This window comes from Pseudoclavibacter sp. Marseille-Q434 (assembly GCF_050315415.1).
Lineage (GTDB): Bacteria > Actinomycetota > Actinomycetes > Actinomycetales > Microbacteriaceae > Pseudoclavibacter.
Genome location: NZ_JBNPQH010000001.1, coordinates 1,406,565 through 1,424,012, shown reverse-complemented (window position 1 = coordinate 1,424,012; position 17,448 = coordinate 1,406,565). Strand labels below are relative to the sequence as shown.

The following is a 17,448-nucleotide window of genomic DNA, read 5'->3' as shown; positions in this document are numbered from 1 at the left end:
GCAGGCTCGCCCCGAGGGCGGCTACTCGATGGACGACTTCGACGACATCCCGCTCGCGGGGCGTGAAGCCGAACCGGCGCCGGAGCGGAGCGACGGCGTGCGCCTGCAGAAGGCCCTCGCCGCGGCCGGCGTCGCCTCGCGTCGCGTGTGCGAGCAGTACATCACGCAGGGTCGTATCGAGGTCAACGGCGTCGTCGTGACCGAGCTCGGCAGCCGCATCTTCCCGGACCGCGACGAGGTCGCCGTCGACGGCACGCCCATCCAGCTGGACCCGAGCAAGCGCTACGTCGTGCTCAACAAGCCGACCGGCGTCGTCTCCACGATGCGCGATGAGCAGGGACGCCCCGACCTCCGCGAGTTCACGAGGGAGTTCAGCGAGCGGGTCTACAACGTCGGCAGGCTCGACGTCGACACGAGCGGCCTGCTCATCCTCACCAACGACGGTGAGCTCGCGCACGTGCTCGCGCACCCGTCCTTCGGTGTCGAGAAGACGTACATCGCACGCGTCGACGGGCGGGTCTCCGCGAAGGCCCTGCAGCGCCTCCGCCAGGGCTTCGAGCTCGAGGACGGCTTCATCAAGGCCGACAGCGCGAGGCTCCTCGCCGACCAGCCCAGCCGCACCGCCTCGCTTGTCGAGATCGTGCTGCATTCCGGCCGCAACCGGATCGTGCGTCGCATGCTCGAGGAGGTCGGCCACCCCGTCACCGCGCTCGTCCGCCGCAGCTTCGGCCCGCTGAACCTCGGCACACTCCGCGAAGGCGAGATGCGCGAGTTCACTACACTGGAACTCGGCCGCATCCTGAAGCTCGCCCGGCGAGCCGGGGAGCAGCGCGACGGCGGCTCCCTCACCCAGGCGGCAGAGCCGGCCCGCGAGCCCAAGCAGGGCCGCGGCCCGCGGCAGGCGCCGCCCACCAGATCGAAAGGTCGTCGATGACGCCAACTCGAACCAACTCCCCGGTACGGGTGGTCGGTGCCGGGCTGCTCGGCACCAGCGTCGGGCACGCCCTGCGCAGGCTCGGCGTCGACGTCCAGCTCGACGACATCTCACCTTCGGTGCTCCAGCTCGCCGTCGACTACGGGGCGGGGACCCTGGCCGCTGACGCCGCCGGGGGAGAAGCCCCGCGGATCGTCGTCGTCTGCGTGCCCCCTGACGTGACCGGCCAGGTCGTGGCCGCGGAACTCGAACGCTGGCCCGACGCCATCGTGACCGACGTCGCGAGCGTGAAGTCGGCGCCGCTCGCAGAGCTCGTCGCCCGAGGCGCCGACATCAGCCGCTACCTCGGGTCGCACCCCATGGCCGGGCGCGAGACGGGCGGGCCGCTCTCGGGCCGTGCAGACCTCTTCGTCGGCCGCCCCTGGGTCATCGCGCACCACGAGCAGACCAGCGTCTTCGCGTTGCAGGAGATCGAGGGGCTCGCCCTCGACGTCGGCGCCACTCCCGTCACCATGACCGCGGACGATCACGACCGGGCCGTCGCGCTCATCTCGCACGTTCCCCAGCTCGTCTCCACGCTGCTCGCCTCGCGTCTCGTCGACGACGAGGACGGGGCCACGGCGCTCGCGGGCCAAGGCCTGCGGGACCTCACGCGCATCGCATCCAGCGACCCCGTGCTGTGGACGCAGATCCTCACCGCGAACGCCGCCCCGACCGCTGCTGTGCTCCGCAAGCTGCAGGCAGACCTCGACAAGGTCGCCAGCGCACTCGAGCACAGCCACGAGCGCGGCTCGGGCCGCATCATCGCCGAGCAGCTCGCGACCGGCAACGCCGGCGTCGCGCGGCTGCCAGGCAAGCACGGCTCCTCGAGGCGTGAGTTCGACTCCGTCACGGTCATGATCGACGACAAGCCAGGCCAGCTCGCGAAGCTCATGGGCGACGTGGGCGACGCCCAGGTCAACGTCGAGGACTTCCGCATGGAGCACGCTCAGGCCTCCAACGTCGGCCTCGTCGTCATCTCCGTCGTCCCCTCGGCAACCGCGAAGCTCGTCGACGAGCTCGAACAGCGCGGATGGAGGATCGCCGCATGACCGAGACCACCCCGATCAGCCACGACGCCCTCGCCGCTGGCACGCCCGTCGTCGTCGCCGTCGACGGGCCGGCAGGCTCCGGCAAGTCGAGCGTCTGCCGTGAGAGCGCGCGACGCCTCGGCTTCGGCTACCTCGACACAGGTGCCGCGTACCGCGCGCTCACCTGGTTCGCGATCGACAGCGGATGCGACCTCGACGACGTCGACGCCGTCGCGGCACTGCTCCCGAGCTTCATCGACCGGTACCGCATCTCGGAGAGCCCGGACGAACGCTGGGTTCGCGTCGGCGAGAGCGACGTCACGGAGCTCATCCGCGACACCGCCATCTCCGGCGAGGTCTGGCGGGTCTCCCGCGTGCCTGCTGCCCGCGAGGCCCTCACGGCGCTCTTCCGGAGCACCATGGCCGGCACCACGAGCCCAGGCATCATCGCCGAGGGTCGGGACATCACGACGGTCGTGGCCGCGGATGCCCCTGCGCGCATCCTCATGACCGCCGACGAGGCCGTGCGCATCGCGCGCAGGGCGGGCGAGAAGGTCGGCGAGACCGTCGCCGCCGTTGCGGAGTCCGTGTCAGCGCGCGACGCCCGCGACGCCAAGGTCACCAACTTCACCGAAGCCGCCGACGGCGTCACGGTGCTCGACACGACAAGGCTCGACTTCGAGCAGTCCGTCGAGGAATTCCTGCGGATCGTCGCCTCGGCGACACCAGGTCCGCACCAGACGACAGCACCGTCGCTGGCAGCCGCCCCAAGCGCTGTCAGACACGACAACACGAAGGAGTCACGATGACTGACGACCAAGGACGGAACGACGAGGCGACCGACGCCTCCGAGGAGTTCGACCCAGCAGGCGGCGAAGAGCTCGTCGCGCGCCTCGAGGAGCTCGACGACACGGTCGTGGAGAAGCGCACCCAGGCGCTGCGCCAGAGCCTCGACGACTACGAGCTCGAGGAAGACGACCTCGAGGTGCTGCTCGGCGCCTCCGAGGACGGCGACGCCATCACCTACCTGCCCGCGCTCCCCGTGCTCGCAGTCGTAGGACGCCCGAACGTGGGCAAGAGCGCACTGGTCAACCGCATCATCGGCCGCCGCGAGGCAGTCGTCGAGGACACCCCCGGTGTCACGCGCGACCGCGTCTCGTACAAGGCCGAGTGGAACAACCGCTGGTACACGATCGTCGACACCGGCGGGTGGGAGCCGGACGCCAAGGGCATCGACCTCTCCGTCGCTCAGCAGGCCGAGATCGCCGTCGAGCTCGCTGACGCGGTCCTGTTCGTCGTCGACGCGAACGTCGGCCCGACCGCGACCGATGAGCACGTCGTGAAGCTGCTCCGCCGCACCGACCGGCCCGTCATCCTGGTCGCGAACAAGGTCGACGACGCCGTGCAGGAGCCGAACGCAGCGCAGCTGTGGAGCCTCGGCCTCGGTGAGCCGTGGCCGGTCTCCGCCGTGCACGGCCGCGGCGTCGCGGACCTCCTCGACAAGGTCATCGAGATCCTCCCCGAGGTCTCGAAGGTCGCGAAGGAGGAGATCGGCGGACCCCGCCGCGTCGCCATCCTGGGGCGCCCGAACGTCGGCAAGTCAAGCCTCCTGAACAAGGCCGCGGGCGAGGAACGCGTCGTCGTCAACTCGCTCGCTGGCACGACGCGCGACCCCGTCGACGAGCAGGTCGAGCTGGGTGGCAAGATCTGGCGCTTCGTCGACACGGCCGGCATCCGCCGCCGCGTGCACCTGCAGCAGGGCGCCGACTTCTACGCCTCGCTGCGAACGACGGCAGCTCTTGAGAAGGCCGAGGTCGCCGTCGTGGTCCTCGACGTGACCGAGGCCGTCAACGTGCAGGATCTGCGCATCATCGACCTCGTCCTCGAGTCCGGCCGCGCGCTGGTGCTCGCGTTCAACAAGTGGGACATGCTCGACGACGAACGCCGCTGGCAGCTCGAACGTGAGGTCGAGCGGGACCTCGCCCACGTCGCCTGGGCGCCGCGCGTCAACATCTCCGCGAAGACGGGGCGCCACCTCGAGAAGCTCGTGCCAGCGCTCGAGCTCGCCCTCGACTCGTGGGACACGCGCATCCCGACCGGCAAGTTCAACGCGTTCCTGGCCGAGCTCACGGCCGAGTTCCCGCACCCGCTCCGAGGCGGAAAGCAGCCGCGCATCCTGTTCGGCACGCAGGCGCAGACGCGCCCGCCGACATTCGTGCTCTTCACGACCGGCTTCCTCGACCCGGGTTACCGTCGCTTCATCCAGCGTCGCCTGCGCGAGGTGTACGGCTTCGAGGGGTCGCCCATCATCACGAACATGCGTGTTCGCGAGAAGCGGGCCAAGCGCAGCTGATCGGGCCCTCGAGCTCGATGGGGCCAGTCCAGTTCGACCCGGTCGGGTCGGCGGGGCTGGCCCCTTTCGCGTGGCAGATCCTGTCTGTCAAAAACGCCAGAATTTCTCTCATCGTGAATACCTCGGCGCTCCATGCCGCCGATTCGGGCCTGGTGCAGGACGCAGAACCGTAGGATTTTGTCTGTGCCTGGCGTTCAGGCGAGAACTTTCGACGTTGAGGGGTCCCATTCGATGATGGAAAAGTCCGAGCAGACGCAGCACGAGTGGCTGGAGAAAGTCGGCATCGCCGAGCGGATGATCCCGCTCATCGGGAACCTGTACCGCACGCGGAACGTCGTGACCTCCATCTACGGTCACCGCCTCATCAACCTCTCCGCGATCGACATCATCAAGGCGCACCGCTTCGCCCGCCGCATCAACGACGTCGAGCTGTCGCTGGACGCGACGCTGCCGATCCTCGAGCGGCTGCAGGAGTTCGATCTCGGCACCGCCTCCATCGACCTCGGCGAGCTGGCGACGCGCTTCGCGGCACAGGGTGAGGACCTCGACACGTTCCTCGCGAACCAGCTCCTCGAAGTCATCGGAACCGGCTCTCCGGACTCGGGCGCCGACGTCGTGCTCTACGGCTTCGGCCGCATCGGCCGCCTCCTGGCGCGCATCATCATCTCGCACGCCGGCACGGGACGGGGGCTGCGCCTGCGCGCCATCGTCGTCCGCAAGGGGAGTGACAACGACCTCGAGAAGCGTGCGAGCCTGCTGCGCCGCGACTCGGTGCACGGCGCGTTCGCCGGCTCCATCTCGGTCGACCAGGCCGCTTCGACGATCCAGGCCAACGGCACGGTCATCCAGGTCATCTACTCGAACGACCCCGCGACTGTCGACTACGAGTCGTACGGCATCCGCGACGCGATCGTGGTCGACAACACGGGACGCTGGCGCGACGCCGACGGTCTCGCGCAGCACCTGCAGAGCCCCGGAGTGCGTCGAGTGCTGCTCACGGCGCCCGGCAAGGGGCAGCTGAAGAACATCGTCTACGGCATCAACAACGCCGGCATCACCGACGACGATCGCATCCTGTCGGCCGCCTCGTGCACGACCAACGCCATCACGCCGGTGCTCAAGGTGATCGACGAGCGCTACGGGGTCGTGCACGGTCACGTCGAGACGGTGCACTCGTTCACCAACGATCAGAACCTCATCGACAACTTCCACAAGGGCGACCGTCGTGGTCGGGCCGCCGGACTCAACATGGTGATCACCGAGACCGGTGCGGCGAAGGCCGTCGCGAAGGCGCTGCCGCACTTCGAGGGCAAGCTCACGGGCAACGCCATCCGCGTTCCCACGCCGGACGTCTCCATGGCCGTGCTCAACCTCACGCTCGAGCGCCCGACGACCCGCGGCGAGGTCAACGACTTCCTGCGCCAGGTGTCGCTCAGCTCGGTGCTCCGCCAGCAGATCGACTACATCGAGTCGAGCGAGGTCGTCTCCACCGACTTCGTCGGCACGACGCGCGCCGGTATCGTGGATGGCCTCGCGACGATCGCCGAGGGCAAGAACCTCGTGCTCTACGTCTGGTACGACAACGAGTTCGGCTACTCGACCCAGGTGGTGCGCATCATCGAGCAGCTCGGTGGCGTCCAGCCGCCCATCGTGCCGCACCGCAGGGAAGTCTCACAGCTCTAGGCCCGGCGCCGCTGCGCCGTCGCGTGGTGCGCCAGATACCCCGAAGGGTCGCCATCCTGTGCGGATGACGACCCTTCGGGGTATCTCGTCGCTGGACTACTTGAGCTCGGCGCCGAGGATCTCGGTGTAGGAGGCGCGCTCCTTGCCAAGCCGCGAGTTGCGGCGGCTGTAGAGGAAGTAGATGGCGAGGCCGATGGCCAGCCAGATGGCGAAGCGGAGCCAGGTGAGCGTCGACAGGTTGAGCATGAGCCAGAAGCAGAGCACGGCCGACAGGATCGGCAGGAACGGCGACCACGGCATGCGGTAGGCGAGCTCGCGGTTCGGGTACTTCTTGCGGAGCACGAGGATGGACAGGCTCACCAGCACGAACGCGGAGAGCGTGCCGATGTTGATCATCTCCTCAAGCCAGTCGACGTTCGTGAGGCCGGCGAGAAGCGCGACGGCGATGCCGACGCCGATCTGCAGACGGATGGGGGTCTTGCGCTTCTCGCTCGTGATGCTCCACGAACGCGGCAGCAGGCCGTCGCGGCTCATGGAGAACAGCACGCGGGCGAGGCCCATGAGCAGCACGAGGATGACGGTCGTGAAGCCGAGCAGGATGCTGATGGAGATGATCTGCGCCGCCCAGTCGGCGCCGACGAGGACAAACGCGGTCGCCAGCGACGGGGTCTCGGCGGCGGCGAGGTCCTTGTAGGAGACCATGCCGGTGATGACGAGGCTCACCGAGAGGTAGAGCACCGTCACGATGCCGAGGCCGAGGAAGATGCCGCGGGGCAGGTTCTTCTTCGGGTTCTTGACTTCCTCCGCGCTCGTCGCGACGACGTCGAAGCCGATGAACGCGAAGAAGACGATGGATGCGCCGGCGAGGAGCCCGAAGACGCCGTACATGCTCGGCTCAGCGCCGGACATGAACGAGAAGAGCGACTGGTGCCAGGCATCCGTGCCCGACTCGGCCGCAGGCTGCGACGGCGGGATGAACGGTGTGTAGTTGCTGGCCTTCACGAAGAACGCGCCGACGACGATGACGAACAGCACGGTCAGGACCTTGAGGATCGTCAGGACCGCGCTGACGCGTGATGAGAGCTTCGTGCCGAGCACGAGCAGCGTCGTGAGGACGGCCACGATGAAGAAGGCGGCCCAGTTCAGCTCGAACAGGCCGAAGATGCTGAGCTTGGGCGGGATGTCCCAGCCCCAGATGTTGACGACCTCCTGCAGGTAGACGCCCCAGTAGCTCGCGATGACGGCGGATGCTGACAGCATCTCGAGGATGAGGTCCCAGCCGATGATCCAGGCCAGGAGCTCGCCGAGCGTCGCGTAGGTGAAGGTGTAGGCGGAACCGGCCACGGGCACGGACGAGGCGAACTCCGCGTAGGCCATGATCGCGAGGCCGCAGGTCACGGCGGCGAGCAGGAATCCGAGGGTGATGGACGGGCCGGCGTTGTTGGCGGCCGCCTTCGCTCCGACGGAGAAGATGCCGGCGCCGACGGCGACGGCGACGCCCATGATGGCGAGGTCCCACACTCCGAGGGACCGCTTGAGCGACCGTTCCTCGGAGTGCGAGTCCGCGAGTGAGGCCTCGATGCTCTTCGTTCGCATCAGGCTTTGGAAAAAGCTCAAGGTGTTCCCCCAGTGTGTTCTCTCCGCGCGCGGGCACCCGCGCGCGTGTGGAGTTTACCTGCCGGAAACACGATGGCGATTGCCGGGGGAGAAGTTGCGTCGATCCCCACGTGGTGGTGAACCCGCTCATTGGCAGGGAGTGCCGGGTCTGCATGCCCTAGGGTTGCCCGGCAGGACCAGCCAGTTCCGAACGTCGCGAAGGAGGAAGCGTGCCTGACCTCGCAGATGCGCCGGATGCGCTGCTCGTCGCCCGCGCTAGAGACGGTGACGAGCGTGCGTTCGAGGTGCTCATCCGCCGGCATTGGGGACTCATGATCGCGACCGCCATCAGGCTGCTGTCGTCGCGCGCTGACGCCGAGGACGCGGTGCAGGACGCCTGCATCGTCGCCTGGAAGCGCCTCGACCTCCTCCGCGACCCGGATGCCGTGCGCGCGTGGCTCGTGCAGATCGCGGCACGCAAGGCGACCGATCGCCTCAGGAGGCGGAAGTTCGAGCAGGACATCGACGACGTGGACGCCCCGGAGGCCCCGGAGCTCGGTCCGCTCGCGCAGCTCGAGCTGAACGCGAAGCTCGATTCGGCGTCCCGGGTGCTCGCGGGCCTCCCCGAGCTGCAGCGACAGTGCTGGATCCTCAAGGAGACCGCCGGGTTCACGTACGCGGAGATCGCCGAACAGCTCGACACGAACACATCGACGGTGCGTGGGGCCCTCTCTCGGGCCCGGATCGCGCTGCTGCGGGGCATGGAGGAATGGGCATGAGCGAAGAAGTCGAGCCGACCATCGGCGCCGCGGGGTACACCCTGACGCAGCTCTCGGAGTACCTGGACGCCGGTCGTCTGCCGTACAACGCCGACATCGAGGAAGACCCTGAGTGCGAGCGGGCGCTCGCGGCACTCGAGCGCGTGACGAGGGCGTCCCATGACCTCATCGAGGCGGAGTCCGCGGCCACGCCCGCACCGAGCAGCGCCTGGCTGCAGTCCATGCTGCGCGGCATCGCGATGGATGCACGCGCGGGCCGCGAGATCCCGCTCGCCTCGCCGGAACCCGAGTTCGAGTTCTCGCAGAGCGAGGGTGTCATCCGCGAGCTCATCCGCCGGACTGGCGACGCCATCGACGGCGTGCTGATCGGACGGTGCGTGCTGGACGGCGACGTGACCACGCCGGGAGCGCCGGTGCACGTCACCGTCTCGGTGACGGTGCTCGGGCTGCGCCCGCTGCATCCGCTCGCCGACGAGGTGCGGGATGCGATCGCGGAGGCGCTTGCACTCGACACGACGCTGCGGGTCACGGGCATCGATATCGTCATCGCAGATGTGAGGAGCGTCGAATGATCGACCGTGAGCGCGTCGCCGAGGTGGTCGAGGGTGCGGCCCTCGGAACCCCTGGCGTTGTGGAGCTGCTGCCCATCATCGGCATCCACCTGGGATCACTGCACGTGGATGTCGGCACTGCAGACGGTGTCGTCTCGATCACGGTGCGCGTGCGCGTCGACTCGTCGGGCCCGCAGGGGCGCATCGTGGAAGGGCTCGCGACGCGGATCAAGGCGGCTGCTCTGACGGTGCTCCCGGTCGGATCGACCGTGCGGGTGCGTGTGCGGGTGCACGCCATCGCGGGTCGAAGCTGAGCCACAGCTGCGGCATAGCAATGCCATAGCCCCGGGTTGGATGCTCAGTGGTGTCGAAAGGAACCACACATGTCCACCCCCTTCACCCCGGAGAACTCCCCGCAGGACGGCGCAACGTCGTACCCCGAGTCCTTCCCCCAGCAGCCCTTCGCCCCTCAGGCGCCAGCCGGCCAGCAGGCGCACTCGTTCGCGCCCCAGTACTCGTCGGGGTCCGGCCAGTATCAGCCGGGCCAGTACGTTCCAGGTGGGTCTGTTTCGGGTGGCTACGCCTCGTCTGACTCGCGGAGCCACCAGTACCCGACTGCAGACTTCGCGTCGAGCGGCTTCGGCCCTGCAGCCAGCCCTGCAGTCGGCCCTGACCTCCAGCCGCGAAAGCGCCGTTTCGGCACGGTCGCGCTCCTCACCGCGGGTCTCCTCGTCGGCGGCGTCGTCGGCGGTGGCGTCGGAGGTGCGGTCGTCGGGGGCTTCGGCTCGTCGCAGGTCGCCGCGGGCCAGTCGAGCTCGCAGTCGATCACGGTCAACAACCCGCAGGATGCAACGCTCGTCACGAGCATCGCGGCTGTGGCCTCGCCGAGCGTCGTCACGATCTCGGCCTCCTCCGGCCAGACGGCCGCGAGCGGCTCGGGCGTCGTCATCGACGGTGCCGGCTACATCGTGACCAACAACCACGTCGCGACGATCGACGGCGCCACCGGCAACGCTGAGCTCTCCGTCCAGACCAGCGACGGTCGCCTGCTGCCTGCGACCTTCGTCGCCGGAGACCCCGTGCTCGACCTCGCGATCATCAAGGTCGAGGACACGTCCCTGACGCCGATCACCTTCGGCGACTCCGACAAGCTCAATGTCGGGGACGTCGCTGTCGCCATCGGCGCGCCCCTCGGACTCTCCGACTCCGTGACCGAGGGCGTCGTGAGCGCGCTCGACCGCGGCATCCTGGTCAGCTCCTCCGCGGTGCCCGAGGACGTCGAGTCCGACGGCACACAGGAGGACAGCCCGTACAACTTCTGGCGCGGCGACCCCAACTCACCAGAGGGGCAGAGCACGACGCAAGGCTCGTCCTCGGTCGCCCTGCCCGTGATCCAGACCGACGCCGCCATCAACCCGGGCAACTCGGGTGGCGCACTCGTCGACCAGGACGGTGCCCTCATCGGCATCAACGTCGCGATCGCCGGCGCGAGCAGCGGCGGCGAGACTGCCGGGAACATCGGGGTCGGCTTCTCGCTGCCGTCGAACCTCGTCAAGCGGGTGACCGAGCAGCTCATCGCCGACGGTGCGGTGTCGCACGGGTTCCTTGGTGCCAGCGTGAGCGACCCGACGGCGGCCGACTCGAGCGTGGCGGGCGCCTACGTCGCCCAGCTCACAGCGGGAGGACCTGCGGCGCAGGCCGGCATTCAGGCCGGTGACGTCATCACCTCCTTCGGTGGCCATCGAGTCTCGAACTCGACGGACCTGACGGCGCAGATCCGCGCCCTCGAGCCCGGCACGCAGGTCGAGGCCGTGCTCGTGCGCGGTGGCCAGGAGCAGACCGTCCAGGTGACGGTGGGGGAGCTCGGGCAGTAGGACCCAGCCTCAGGACCAGACTCGCGGCAGATCCTCTCGACGACGGCGGGCACGCACCTATCCTTGGTGCGTGCCCGCTCCTGTGTTTACCGTCGCCGCCATCTGCTTCGAAGACTCCGAGGGGCGGGTGCTCACGGTTCGCAAGCGAGGGACGACGAAGTTCATGCTTCCCGGCGGCAAGCTCGAGCCGGGGGAGTCGCCCAAGGCCGCCGCGATCCGAGAGATCGAGGAGGAGGTCGGCATCGTGCTCGACGATGCCGAGGTCGCCTTCCTCGGCGAGTGGACGACCGCGGCTGCCAACGAGGCGGCGACCGACCTGGTCGGGACCGTCTACCTCGCTGCGCTCACCGGCACGCCGAACGCGCGGGCCGAGATCGAGGAGCTGCGGTGGGTGGATGCGTACCCGGGTCCGGATGCTGACCTGCAGGACCTTGCGCCCCTGCTCAGTGAGTGCGTCATGCCCGAGCTTCGGAGGCGCCGGGACGCGCGGGGCTGAGGGCGGAACCCGCGGCGGTGAACATTCTCCGATATATCGCTTGACACCGATCATTCACCGATATATCGTCGAGCTATCGGAGTTGCAGCGTGCAGCTCCGGCAGAAAGGTTCATCCAATGCGCAAGCACTTCATTCACAATCACCACCCGTTCGAAACCGAACGGGGACACTCCCACGAGGGTGGTCGCGGTCACGGTTACGGCCAGGAGCACCAGCAGGACGAGCGCGTCCGACGGTTCTCGCACGGCTTCGGTCCCGGACGAGGCTTCGGCCCCGGGTTCGGGCCGGGCGCGGGTCACGGCCCCGGCTTCGGGCCCAAGTTCGGTCCACGCGGCCACCGCCGCGCTGGCAAGGGCGACGTCCGCGCCGCCATCCTCTCCCTGCTCGCCGAGGGGCCCTCGAACGGCTACGGCCTGATCAAGGGCATCGCCGAGAAGACCGACGGCGTCTGGCGCCCGAGCCCCGGCTCCGTCTACCCGACGCTGCAGCAGCTGGTCGACGAGGAGCTCATCGAGCAGGGCGGCACCGAGAAGAAGCCGGTCTTCGAGCTCAGCGAAGCTGGCCGCACGTACGTGTCCGAGCACGCCGAGGAGCTCGAGCAGGGCTGGCGCGGCGTCGCCGGTATGTCGGAGACGGCGACCGGCCTGCGAGAGTCCGCGATGCAGTTCATGGGCGTCATGCAGCAGTTCCGCCTCGGCGCGACCGAGGAGCAGCAGCAGGAAGCCACCAAGGTGCTCGACGACGCTCGCAAGGCCCTCTACTCGATCCTCGCCAAGTAGGCGGGGTGCGGGTCACGACCGCGGGGGTGACACTCCCGCGGGGCCAGAGCACGAGGCTCAGGAGCGTTCGCGCTGCTTCGCGTCGCGACGCTCCTGGATCTTCGCCTCACGAGCGAGCTTCCGCAGCTCCTTCTCGAGGTCGTCGAAGCGCTCACCGCGCTCCGGGTCGTCCTCCGGCGAGGTCGGCAGCTGCATCCGCGGACTGCCCTTCGACCACGGGTCGAGCAGTTCATGCTCGATGTGCGCGGAGATCTCGGCCCACGCGTCGGCTCGCGCCTGCTCGATGAGGCCGTCCACGTACGCCTCGTCCTCGCGTTCCGACTCGATCCGCTCGCTCACCGCCTGAGACGCCCGCTCACGGAAGCTCAGCGTCTCGATGTCTGCGTGGCGGTAGTCGTGCGCGCTCAGCGAGCGACCAGGCCGCGCGCGGTCGCGCACACCGGCCACGCGCTCCGCCGAGTACCGGAGCTCCTTGAGAACCCGGTCGAGGGACGCGTTCGCGGCCTCGCGATAGTCGGCTGCGGCGAACGGCACCTTCTCGCCGACCGTGCGTTTGATGATGGCGTTCTTCACGTCGAGCCTGACGATGCGCAGCGCGAGCAGCAGTCCGTCGTCGATCGCCTCGGAGAGCTCAGGGAAGATGACGGGCGGCAGCCCGGCCTTCTTCTTCGGCTTCGTCTGCTGACTTGTCGAGGAGGTTCGAGACTTCCGGCGCCAGCGGAACATCATCCCTGGTCCTTGGGGGCCTGCGACTCCTGCTGAGCCTTTGTCTCCTGGTGCGGAAGGCCAGCGGTGCCCAGCTTCGTCGCGCCACGCGAGCGAGCACGCTGCTCCTCCAGCGCTGCGAGGAACTCCGCCTCCCAGGCGGGGTCGACCTCGATGCCCTGGCGCTTCGCCTCCTCGACGCTCAGCTCGCGGGGGAACCCGTGGGTGTCGGAGAGCAGGAACACATCAGCGCCGGTGAGGGTCGAGCCCTTGTAGGCGGCGAGCGCCTTGAGGCCACCCTTGAGGGTGCGGCGGAACGAGCGCTCCTCCTTGACGAGCACCGCGACGACCTGGTCGCGGCGCTCGCGCACCTCCGGGTAGTCGTCAACGTAGAGGTCGGCGATCGTGGGAACGAGCTCGGCGAAGAAGTTGTCCGAGATGCCCAGGATGAGCGCCTCGCGGATCGCGCGGCGTACGAGGCGCCGCATGACGTAGCCCTGCTCCTTGTTCGAGGGCACGACACCGTCGACGGCGAGGAAGGTGGCGCCGCGGAGGTGGTCGGCGATGATGCGCATCGACAGCGTGTGCGCTTCGTAGCTCTCGCCGCTCAGCTGCTCGATCTGCTCGACGATGGGGCGCAGGAGCGAGATGCGGAACACGTCCGGGGAGTGGATGGCCGCCGCCGCGATGCGCTCGAGGCCGCCGCCGAAGTCGACGTTGCGTCGCTCCAGCTCGACGAACGATCCGTCCTCCTGTCGCCGGTACTGCATGAAGACCTGGTTGCCGATCTCCATGAACTGGCCGCTGTCGCTCGCGGGGTGCGCCGCACCGTAGGACGGGTCGTGGTGCTCGGGTCCGAAGTCGTAGAACACCTCGCTGTCTGGTCCGCAGGGGTCTCCGATGGGCGTCGCCTGCAGCGATCCGCCGCGCGACCACCAGTTCTCGCTGCCGTCGTAGAAGAAGATGCGCTCACCGGGCTGCGCGCCGCGTGCGTCGCCGTCGGCCTGGCTGCCCATCTCGACGATGCCAGCTTCGATGCCGCGCTCCGCGAAGGCCTTCTGCCAGATGCTGGCCGCCTCGTCGTCGCGCGGGATGCCGGCAGCCTCGTCGCCGATGAAGGCCGTCACGTACAGGCGGTTCGGGTCGAGGCCCACCGTGTCGACGAGGAACGAGAGGAAGGCAGGGATCTGCTCGGCCTTGAAGTAATCGCCGAGACTCCAGTTGCCGAGCATCTCGAAGAAGGTCGTGTGGCGGTTGTCGCCCACGTCGTCGATGTCCTGCGCGCGCACGCACGGCTGACTGTCCGTGAGGCGTGTGCCGTCCGGGTGGTCCTCGCCGAGGAGGTAGGGGAGGAGGGCCTGCATGCCGCTTCCCGTGAAGAGCGTCGAGCCGTCTCCGCGGGGGATGAGCGGGGCTCGGTCGATCCTGACGTGCCCGAGTCGCTCCTGGTAGTCGAGGTAGGCATTGCGAATCTCGTGCGCGTCCATGTGCAGAGTGTTTCACACCTGCGCATGCCGTATCGTGACCTCGCCGAACGTGGGGGCGTTCAGGCACTCGGAGACGAGTGCTCGAGTGAGGTTCAGGGGAGTCGTCTGTGCAGGAGATCGCGCAATTGTGGACCGATGCGACGGGGCTTTCGACGGCGCACATCGCCGACGGATGCGTCCGAGCCGGGGTTGAGGTGCGTTGCGGCCCGCCGGGGCTGACGGCCGTTTCCGGTCGGGCGACGAGATTGGCTGGTCGGTGCCTGCCCGTGCGTCATTTCGGCAGCGTCGACGTGTTCCTCGAGGTCATCGAGCGGGCGCATCCCGGGGACGTGCTCATCGTCGACAACCAGGGACGCTCTGACGAGAGCTGCGTGGGTGATCTTGTCGTCCTCGAGGCCAAGTCGGCTGGTCTCGCCGGCATCGCCATCTGGGGGCTCCACCGGGACACCCGCGACATCCGCGGCATCCGTCTCCCGGTCTTCAGTCTCGGCGCGCTGCCTGCTGGGCCCCGACGGCTGGACGAGCGGCGACGCAACACGTTCGCGTCGGCCGAGTTCGGAGAGCACACCATCCGCACGCGCGACACCGTCTTCGGCGACGAGGACGGTCTGCTCTTCGTGCCGGAGGATCGTGCCAACGAGGTGCTCATGCACGCCCTGCAGATCCGCGACGTCGAGCGCGCGCAGGCATCGCGCATCCGCCTCGGCACGAGCCTCCGGGACCAGGTGCGCTTCTCCGCCTATGTGCAGGCCCGCCGCGCCGAGCCCGCGCTCACGCTGCGCGAGCACCTGAGCCGGGTCGGGGGAGCGGTCGAGGTGTGACGCGGCCGCGCCTCAGCTGACCGTCTCGCTCAGGCGAAACGTCGCGGAGGTCGACGCCTCGCTGAGGTGCCAGAGGCGCGCCGCTCGCTCCCGGTCGCGCTGCGTCGCCGGCTTGTCGAGCTTCACGGGGGTGCCGCGCAGGGTGCGTGCCGGGCCGAGGTAGTCGCCGCCGGCGACGGCGTCACTCGTGAGCGCGTGCACGGCAATGGCCGCCGCACGGTGCTTGCCATGGGCGAACGGGCCGGCGAGGCGGGATGCGAAGCGCTGCCACGCGGTTGGCTCGCTGACGCCTGTGCGTGGCGGCGTCGCGCCGTTGACGGGGATGCCCGGGTCGACGACGAGCGCTTCCGCGGGAGCCCCGGCGGCCTGCAGCCGTCGGTCGAGTTCGAACGTGAACATCTCGAGGGCGTGCTTCGACGCGGCGTAGGCGCGCTTCGGCTCGTACAGGTGGGTGCTCTGCCAGTCTTCGAGGTCGAAGGGGTAGATGCGCGTCGCGAGGCTGCCGACCGCGACGACGCGGCTCTTCTCCGGCGCCTCCCCGTCGAGGGCGGGCTTCGTGGCCACGAGCGCGTCCATGAGCTGTGCGGTCAGTTCGAAGTGCCCGAGGTGGTTCGTCGACATCGTGAGCTCACGACCCTCGGAGTCCTGCTCGCGGTGCGCGCCGGGGGAGACGTGCGCGGCGTTCAGCAGCACCCCGTCGAGGCGCTCGCGGGCGCTCAGGGAGGCGGCTGCGCTGGCGATGGACTCACTGGAGGTCAGGTCGAGGAGGATGCGGCTCGTGCTCGCATCCGGCACCTGCTCGGTGATGGAGATGAGGGCTCTGTTCAGCTTCTCGACACTGCGCCCCAGCAGGACGACGTGGTGGCCGCGGCGGGCGAGCTCTTCCGCGGCGAAGTAGCCCACACCCTGCGTGGCACCGGTGATGGCGAAGGTCTTCATCGTCACACTCCTTCAAGCCTCGAACGTTTCGAGACTCAGAGTACAACGCTTCGATTGCTGAAATATTTCCGTGGCGTAAGGTACTGAATATGGATTCGCTGGAACGGGCGATGCGTGCCGTCTACGAAACCGCGCAGAGCACCAATGTGGCTGCTGAGCGGGAGCTCGAAGCGCTCGGATTGACCTTCGCGACCGCGCAGGCGCTCTGGGCGATCGACCCCGACCGTGAGCCGCCCGCCATGAAAGAGCTCGCGACGAAGCTGCACTGCAACGCGTCGAACCTGACCTTCGTCTCGGATCGGCTCGTCGACCGCGGCCTGGTCGAGCGGCGTGAGAGCGAGCACGACCGGCGCTCGCGCGTGGTCACGCTGACGGCCGAGGGCAAGCGCGTTCGAAAGCTCGCGATCGCGGCGCTCAAGCGCGCCTCGCCACTCGCTGGCTGCTCGAGCACCGAACTGAAGGCGATCGCGAAGAGCTTGAGTGCGCACGGCCTCTGACACCGGGGCTCGAGCAGCGGAGGGTACTGCCCCATCTGAGCGGTGGACGGCGGCGTCTGTCGACGACCTCGTCTGCATCGAGCTCCCGCGCAGTTCGCGTCTGCTGGCCCTGACCATGGGGGCGGCGAACGTCATCATGCAGCTCTCCAACCCTGCCGTGGGGCAGGGCGTCGCGCACAGCCGGGTGCGCAGCGGTCGGCTCGACGTGCGTCCGATCAAGCGCACCAGGACAACGCTGAGCTACCTCGCGGTGGCCGTGCTCGGCACGCCGGATGAACGCCGCGCGTACCGCAGGGCGGTCACGCGCCAGCACGCGCAGGTCCGCTCCGACCGCGACCCTCGCGCGACCGAGGAGTACTCGGCGCTCTGGGTCGACCTGCAGAAGTGGGTGGCCGCGTGCCTGTTCGTCGGCTCGCGCGACGTGCTCGACCTCGTCGAGGGGCCGCAGCCGACCGCGACCGCGGAGCGCTTCCTCCTCGAGGGGCGGGTGTTCGGCACGACCCTGCAGATGCCGCCGAGTGCCTGGCCCGGCAACCTGGTCGCGTTCGACGCGTACTGGAACGCGGAGGTCGCGAAGCTCCGCGTCGACGACGAGGTGCGCACCTACCTGCTCGACGTCGCACGGCTCGGGTTCGCGGCTGGGGTGCTGCCCGAGCGGATGCGGGCCTGGCATCAGCGGCTCACCATCGGCTTCCTGCCGCCCGAGTTCCGCCGCGCGCTGCGGGTGCGGTGGACTGCCGCGGACGAGGCGTGGTTCGTGCGCCAGCGGGCGCGGCTCGTGCGCATCGAGCGAGCGCTGCCGCTCGCCGCGTCCAGCCTCGTCTACCGGCTCCTCCTCGCTGACGTGCGCCGGCGCATCCGACGCGGTCGGCCGCTCGTCTGA

At 68.9% G+C, this 17,448-nt stretch carries 18 protein-coding genes; 14 read left to right on the top strand and 4 right to left on the bottom strand.

Annotated features, from left to right (window positions below):
* The first annotated feature begins 28 nt into the window (after positions 1 to 28).
* The 5 genes from ACQFZP_RS06875 (at position 29) to ACQFZP_RS06855 (ending at position 6,040) form a co-directional block, all read left to right on the top strand.
* Entirely contained in the window at positions 29 to 934 is a 906-nt protein-coding gene (locus tag ACQFZP_RS06875) for a pseudouridine synthase (RefSeq protein WP_179557190.1), read from the top strand.
* Positions 931 to 2,025 (top strand): prephenate dehydrogenase, encoded by a 1,095-nt coding sequence (locus ACQFZP_RS06870; RefSeq protein ID WP_211890717.1) that lies wholly within the window; start codon positions 931 to 933, stop codon positions 2,023 to 2,025. The genes ACQFZP_RS06875 and ACQFZP_RS06870 overlap by 4 nt, the downstream gene beginning before the upstream one ends.
* Positions 2,022 to 2,813, top strand: a complete 792-nt coding sequence (locus tag ACQFZP_RS06865) for a (d)CMP kinase (RefSeq protein ID WP_104312650.1) — start codon at positions 2,022 to 2,024, stop codon at positions 2,811 to 2,813. The genes ACQFZP_RS06870 and ACQFZP_RS06865 overlap by 4 nt, the downstream gene beginning before the upstream one ends.
* Entirely contained in the window at positions 2,810 to 4,357 is a 1,548-nt protein-coding gene (gene der, locus ACQFZP_RS06860; RefSeq protein WP_104252546.1) for a ribosome biogenesis GTPase Der, read from the top strand. Before ACQFZP_RS06865 ends, der begins: the two co-directional genes overlap by 4 nt.
* Before the next feature lie 231 nt (positions 4,358 to 4,588).
* The gene (locus ACQFZP_RS06855) at positions 4,589 to 6,040 is read left to right on the top strand and encodes a glyceraldehyde-3-phosphate dehydrogenase (RefSeq protein WP_104312639.1); all 1,452 of its coding nucleotides are present in this window, start codon (positions 4,589 to 4,591) and stop codon (positions 6,038 to 6,040) included.
* Positions 6,041 to 6,136: 96 nt separating this feature from the next.
* Here the strand turns inward: ACQFZP_RS06855 and ACQFZP_RS06850 are convergent, their stop codons facing one another.
* Complete coding sequence (locus ACQFZP_RS06850; RefSeq protein ID WP_104312638.1) at positions 6,137 to 7,636, bottom strand: APC family permease; 1,500 nt, start codon at positions 7,634 to 7,636, stop codon at positions 6,137 to 6,139.
* A 230-nt stretch (positions 7,637 to 7,866) separates the two neighbouring features.
* Here ACQFZP_RS06850 and ACQFZP_RS06845 point away from each other — a divergent pair, with 230 nt between their 5' ends.
* The 6 genes from ACQFZP_RS06845 (at position 7,867) to ACQFZP_RS06820 (ending at position 12,116) form a co-directional block, all read left to right on the top strand.
* Positions 7,867 to 8,415, top strand: coding sequence for an RNA polymerase sigma factor (locus ACQFZP_RS06845; protein ID WP_104252549.1), 549 nt, complete (start codon positions 7,867 to 7,869; stop codon positions 8,413 to 8,415).
* Positions 8,412 to 8,987, top strand: coding sequence for a hypothetical protein (locus ACQFZP_RS06840; RefSeq protein WP_104312637.1), 576 nt, complete (start codon positions 8,412 to 8,414; stop codon positions 8,985 to 8,987). The genes ACQFZP_RS06845 and ACQFZP_RS06840 overlap by 4 nt, the downstream gene beginning before the upstream one ends.
* Positions 8,984 to 9,280 carry a hypothetical protein gene (locus ACQFZP_RS06835; RefSeq protein ID WP_104252551.1) on the top strand — a complete coding sequence of 99 codons (297 nt, stop codon included), beginning with the start codon at positions 8,984 to 8,986 and terminating at the stop codon, positions 9,278 to 9,280. Before ACQFZP_RS06840 ends, ACQFZP_RS06835 begins: the two co-directional genes overlap by 4 nt.
* 69 nt (positions 9,281 to 9,349) lie before the next feature.
* On the top strand, positions 9,350 to 10,840 hold the full coding sequence (locus ACQFZP_RS06830; RefSeq protein ID WP_211890716.1) for a S1C family serine protease: 1,491 nt from the start codon (positions 9,350 to 9,352) through the stop codon (positions 10,838 to 10,840).
* Between the two features lie 70 nt (positions 10,841 to 10,910).
* Complete coding sequence (locus ACQFZP_RS06825; protein WP_211890715.1) at positions 10,911 to 11,336, top strand: NUDIX hydrolase; 426 nt, start codon at positions 10,911 to 10,913, stop codon at positions 11,334 to 11,336.
* Between the two features lie 117 nt (positions 11,337 to 11,453).
* Positions 11,454 to 12,116, top strand: a complete 663-nt coding sequence (locus ACQFZP_RS06820) for a PadR family transcriptional regulator (protein ID WP_211890714.1) — start codon at positions 11,454 to 11,456, stop codon at positions 12,114 to 12,116.
* Between the two features lie 57 nt (positions 12,117 to 12,173).
* On the opposite strand, the gene ACQFZP_RS06815 is transcribed toward ACQFZP_RS06820, so the two are convergent.
* A complete protein-coding gene (locus ACQFZP_RS06815; RefSeq protein WP_146079098.1) occupies positions 12,174 to 12,845 on the bottom strand; it encodes a hypothetical protein in 672 nt (223 codons plus the stop codon).
* A complete protein-coding gene (locus ACQFZP_RS06810) occupies positions 12,842 to 14,308 on the bottom strand; it encodes an alanine--tRNA ligase-related protein (RefSeq protein ID WP_211890713.1) in 1,467 nt (488 codons plus the stop codon). Before ACQFZP_RS06810 ends, ACQFZP_RS06815 begins: the two co-directional genes overlap by 4 nt.
* 107 nt (positions 14,309 to 14,415) lie before the next feature.
* Between ACQFZP_RS06810 and ACQFZP_RS06805 the strand changes: the two genes are divergently transcribed.
* Entirely contained in the window at positions 14,416 to 15,129 is a 714-nt protein-coding gene (locus ACQFZP_RS06805; protein ID WP_307852773.1) for an RraA family protein, read from the top strand.
* 12 nt (positions 15,130 to 15,141) lie between these two features.
* Here the strand turns inward: ACQFZP_RS06805 and ACQFZP_RS06800 are convergent, their stop codons facing one another.
* Positions 15,142 to 16,068 carry an SDR family NAD(P)-dependent oxidoreductase gene (locus ACQFZP_RS06800; RefSeq protein WP_179557017.1) on the bottom strand — a complete coding sequence of 309 codons (927 nt, stop codon included), beginning with the start codon at positions 16,066 to 16,068 and terminating at the stop codon, positions 15,142 to 15,144.
* An 89-nt stretch (positions 16,069 to 16,157) separates the two neighbouring features.
* Here ACQFZP_RS06800 and ACQFZP_RS06795 point away from each other — a divergent pair, with 89 nt between their 5' ends.
* Together ACQFZP_RS06795 and ACQFZP_RS06790 are read left to right on the top strand one after the other, a co-directional pair.
* Positions 16,158 to 16,565: a MarR family winged helix-turn-helix transcriptional regulator gene (locus ACQFZP_RS06795; protein ID WP_104252558.1), complete on the top strand. Its 408-nt coding sequence runs from the start codon at positions 16,158 to 16,160 to the stop codon at positions 16,563 to 16,565.
* Entirely contained in the window at positions 16,549 to 17,448 is a 900-nt protein-coding gene (locus ACQFZP_RS06790; protein ID WP_211890712.1) for an oxygenase MpaB family protein, read from the top strand. Before ACQFZP_RS06795 ends, ACQFZP_RS06790 begins: the two co-directional genes overlap by 17 nt.